We start from the raw sequence: 4,349 nt of genomic DNA on the forward strand, positions 1-4,349 counted from the left end.
ACCAACAGAGGAAAACCATGAAACGGACGACATCATTTTATTCGGCATTGGCGGTCGGTTTACTGACTGCGACGGTTGCGGCATCGGAGACGGAACTGACAGTTTACACCGCTGTTGAGGCGGAGGATCTGGCGAGGTATGCGGAGACGTTCAACCAGAGTAACCCTGATATCAAGATCAACTGGGTTCGGGACTCGACGGGGATCATCACCGCGAAGTTGCTGGCTGAGCGTGACAACCCACAGGCGGATGTGGTTTGGGGGTTGGCTGCGACCTCTCTGCTGCTGTTGAAATCCGAAGGGATGCTGGAGCCTTATGCCCCGGCTGGCGTAGACAAGCTGGATGCGAAATTCGTCGATGGTGACAACCCGCCTGCCTGGGTTGGCATGGACGCCTGGGTTGCCTCGGTTTGCTACAACACGGTTGAGGCGGAAAAGGCCGGGCTGAAGCCGCCCACTTCGTGGAAGGACCTGACTGATCCGATGTACAAGGATCAGGTGATCATGCCGAACCCGAATTCGTCTGGTACGGGGTTCCTTGATGTGTCCAGCTGGCTTCAAATGTTTGGCGAAGAAGGTGGCTGGGAATACATGGACGCGCTGCACGAGAATATTGCGCGCTACACCCATTCCGGCTCGAAGCCTTGCAAACTGGCGGCGGCGGGCGAGATCCCGATTGGTATCTCTTTTGCGTTCCGTGGGGCGAAGTCCAAAGCTGATGGCGCACCGCTGGAAATCATTGTGCCTTCGGAAGGCGTCGGCTGGGACATGGAAGCAACCGCGATTGTGGCCGGTACCGCAAATCTGGAAGCCGCGCAGAAGCTGGTGGACTTCACCGTCACCAAAGAGGCCAACGAGATGTACAATACCGGCTATGCGGTCGTGGCGTATCCCGGCGTTGCAAAACCGGTTGAACACTTCCCAGAAGGTCTTCTGGATGCGATGATCAACAATGATTTCGAGTATGCCGCCAACAATCGCGCGGCAATCCTGAAGGAATGGCAGTCTCGCTATGACGGAAAGTCTGAAGCGAAATAATTCCATTGGCAGGAGGGGCTTTTGTGCCGCTCCTGCCCGCCACTCTCTTGTTCCCACCAACACAACCAACTCACCCGGCGCGCACCGGCCAGGATCGGTCGTGCCCGAGGTGCAGATGTGAGGACCTCTCCCGTGCTTCAGAAAACACCACCCGGTGAACTGTATCTCAGCATCCAGAATTTGTGGAAAGCGTTCGGCAGCTTTCTGGCACTCAAGGACATCTCTCTTGAAATCAAAGAAGGTGAATTCATTTGTTTCCTTGGCCCGTCCGGCTGCGGCAAGACCACCTTGCTGCGGGCGATTGCCGGGCTGGATCTGCAGACCAAGGGTACGGTTATGCAGGATGGCAAGGACGTCTCCAACCTGCCCCCGTCCGAGCGTGATTTCGGGATTGTGTTTCAGTCCTATGCGCTGTTCCCGAACCTGACGATCGAAAAGAACATCGCATTTGGCCTTGAAAACACGGGCCGCAGCAAGTCGGATATCGCGGTTCGGGTGAGCGAGCTGTTGAACCTTGTTGGTCTGCCGGATCAGGGCAGGAAATACCCGGCACAATTGTCCGGGGGCCAGCAGCAGAGGATTGCGCTGGCCCGCGCCATTGCAACCAATCCCGGTTTGCTGCTGCTGGACGAACCCCTGTCGGCGCTGGACGCCAAGGTGCGCGTTCACCTGCGGCATGAGATCAAGGAATTGCAGCGCAAGCTGGGTGTGACCACCGTGATGGTGACGCACGATCAGGAAGAAGCGCTGGCCATGGCCGACCGCATCGTGGTGATGAACCACGGGGTGATTGAACAAGTTGGATCGCCCACGGAGATCTACCGCGAACCGGCCAACCTGTTCGTGGCCGACTTTATCGGTGAAATGAACCAGATCCGATCTCAGGTCACCAAAGGCGGGCGGTTGAGCGTCGGGGAAAAGACCTTTGCCTGCCTCAGCCACACGTTCAATGATGGCACCCCGGTCATCGCAGCCATTCGTCCCGAAGACATCATCCCTCATGAAGCTGGTTATCTTGACACGGGCGGCAATCGGAACTGCATCGAGGTCACGCTTGATGAAATGGAGTTTCTGGGCTCGTTCTGGCGTTGCCGCCTGAACAACGAGCGGTTCGGATCTTCTGAACTGATCGCGGATTTTTCGATCAACGCCGTGCGTCGTCTTGAGCTGGAAGAGGGGTGCAGCATGGTGATCGAGCTTCCCGAGAACCGCCTGATGGCGTTTGACCTTCCGGAGGCTGCGGCATGAGCACGATGTCGACCAATCACGACACATTGCCTGTCGGGCCGGATATCAGGCCCAAGCTCAGCCGCGATGACATCCTGATGCGCGGAAGCATGATGGTGATCGCGCTCTATCTGATCGTGACACTGGCGCTGCCGCTTTACACGATGCTTTCCAAGTCCTTCTCGACCTACCGGGTCGAGCTGTCCCAGTATGAGTTTCAGGTCAGTGATGAAGCGGGTGTGTTTGACGGAACGATCCTGACGGCTGACGAACTGAACAGGCAATTGGGGGTGTATTCCGACACCGATCTGACAACCGGCTCGGACGGGCGTTTGCCGGTGACCGGGTTCTTTCCGGATTTCAGCTTTCGCAGCCCGGTCATGTACCAGATGCGGAACACGACGGAGGCCGGGCGCTTTCTGGTCGGGTCGACTTTGAACGAAGGCACCGATTGGGTCGAGCTTGATTCCAACACGTTCCGCCGGGTGCAGATGCGGCCGGTTCAAGCGCGGGGTCTGGGCAACTTCATCAACTACTTCTCAACCCCGGCCCTGTTCAACTCGATCAAGAATTCCCTTTGGATTTCGGTTGTCAGCACAATCGTTACGGTGACGCTGGCGTTCTGGTTTGCCTATGCGCTGAACCGAAGCTGCATGCGGTTCAAGGGGGTCTTTCGCCTGATCGCGATGGCGCCGATTCTGGTTCCCTCGCTGCTGCCGGGCATCGCGCTGGTCTACCTGTTCGGCAATCAGGGGATGATCAAGGAGTTGCTGTTCGGCGCCAGTATCTACGGCCCCATAGGCATCGTGATCGGATCGGTCTTCTTTACCTTTCCACACGCGTTCCTGATCATATCGACCGCGCTCGCGATATCGGATGCGCGGTTGTACGAGGCCGCTGTCAGCTTGCGCTCAACCCCCTGGCGGACATTCTGGACCGTTACCATACCCGGCGCGCGCTATGGCCTGATTTCCGCAGCCTTTGTCGTGTTCAATCTGGTGATCACCGATTTTGGCCTGCCAAAGGTGATCGGCGGCCAGTTCAACGTGCTTGCCGTGGATATCTACAAACAGGTGATCGGCCAGCAGAACTTTGAGATGGGCGCCGTGGTCTCGGTGGTTCTGGTCATCCCCGCAATTCTGGCTTTTGCCATCGACCGGATGGTTCAGTCCAAGCAGGTGGCGCTGCTGTCTGCGCGCTCGGTTCCATATCAGGCAACACCAAACCCAAAGACTGATCGCATATTCCTGATCTACTGCAGTTTGATCGGCCTGTTCATTGTTGGTCTTCTGGCCGTGTGTCAGTTTGCGGCGTTGATCAAGTTCTGGCCCTACGATCTGAGCCTGAGCCTCAAGAATTACCAGTTCGACAAGATGGATGGCGGCGGCTGGGGGTCGTATTTCAACTCGATCAAACTGGCCTTCCTGACGGCGGTGATCGGCACGACGGTTGTCTTCTTCGGGGCGTATCTGGTGGAAAAATCGAACGGCTTCAAAACCGGGCGGTCGATCTTTCAGATGTTCGCCATGCTGCCGATGGCCATTCCGGGCATGGTTCTGGGACTGTCGTATATCTTCTTCTTCAACAACCCGTCCAATCCGTTCAATGCGATCTACGGCACCATGGCGATCCTGGTGGTTTGCACGGTGACGCATTTCTATACCGTATCGCACCTGACGGCGGTCACCGCCCTCAAGCAGATGGATAAAGAGTTCGAGTCGGTGTCGGCCTCTCTCAAACAGCCAACAATGAAGCTGTTTGCCCGCGTGACGGTGCCGGTCTGCCTGCCTGCGGTGCTGGACATCTCGATCTATCTGTTCGTCAACGCGATGACGACCGTGTCGGCGGTTGTGTTCCTCTACTCACCCAAAACCACACTCGCGTCCATCGCGGTGCTGAACATGGATGATGCCGGGGATATCGCACCCGCAGCCGCAATGGGCATGATGATCTTCTACACCAACGCAGCCGCCCGGATCTTCCACCTGATGGCATCAAAAGGCATCCTGGCCCGCACACAGGCCTGGCGCAGCAGGTAATCCACAAAAAAAACTCAATATCCCCGCAGATCACATATCTGCGGGG

Annotated in this window: 3 protein-coding genes; all 3 read left to right on the forward strand. The window is 57.1% G+C overall.

Features of this window, described 5'->3' with window-relative positions; genetic code table 11:
- The first annotated feature begins 17 nt into the window (after window positions 1–17).
- The 3 genes from AC2FPW_RS09410 (at window position 18) to AC2FPW_RS09420 (ending at window position 4,303) form a co-directional block, all read left to right on the forward strand.
- Window positions 18–1,037 carry a putative 2-aminoethylphosphonate ABC transporter substrate-binding protein gene (locus AC2FPW_RS09410; protein ID WP_480589193.1) on the forward strand — a complete coding sequence of 340 codons (1,020 nt, stop codon included), beginning with the start codon at window positions 18–20 and terminating at the stop codon, window positions 1,035–1,037.
- Between the two features lie 132 nt (window positions 1,038–1,169).
- The gene (locus tag AC2FPW_RS09415; RefSeq protein WP_267365559.1) at window positions 1,170–2,285 is read left to right on the forward strand and encodes a putative 2-aminoethylphosphonate ABC transporter ATP-binding protein; all 1,116 of its coding nucleotides are present in this window, start codon (window positions 1,170–1,172) and stop codon (window positions 2,283–2,285) included.
- Window positions 2,282–4,303 carry a putative 2-aminoethylphosphonate ABC transporter permease subunit gene (locus tag AC2FPW_RS09420; protein WP_267365557.1) on the forward strand — a complete coding sequence of 674 codons (2,022 nt, stop codon included), beginning with the start codon at window positions 2,282–2,284 and terminating at the stop codon, window positions 4,301–4,303. Before AC2FPW_RS09415 ends, AC2FPW_RS09420 begins: the two co-directional genes overlap by 4 nt.
- Window positions 4,304–4,349: the final 46 nt, after the last annotated feature.

The organism is Ruegeria sp. SATB027 (assembly GCF_059613825.1).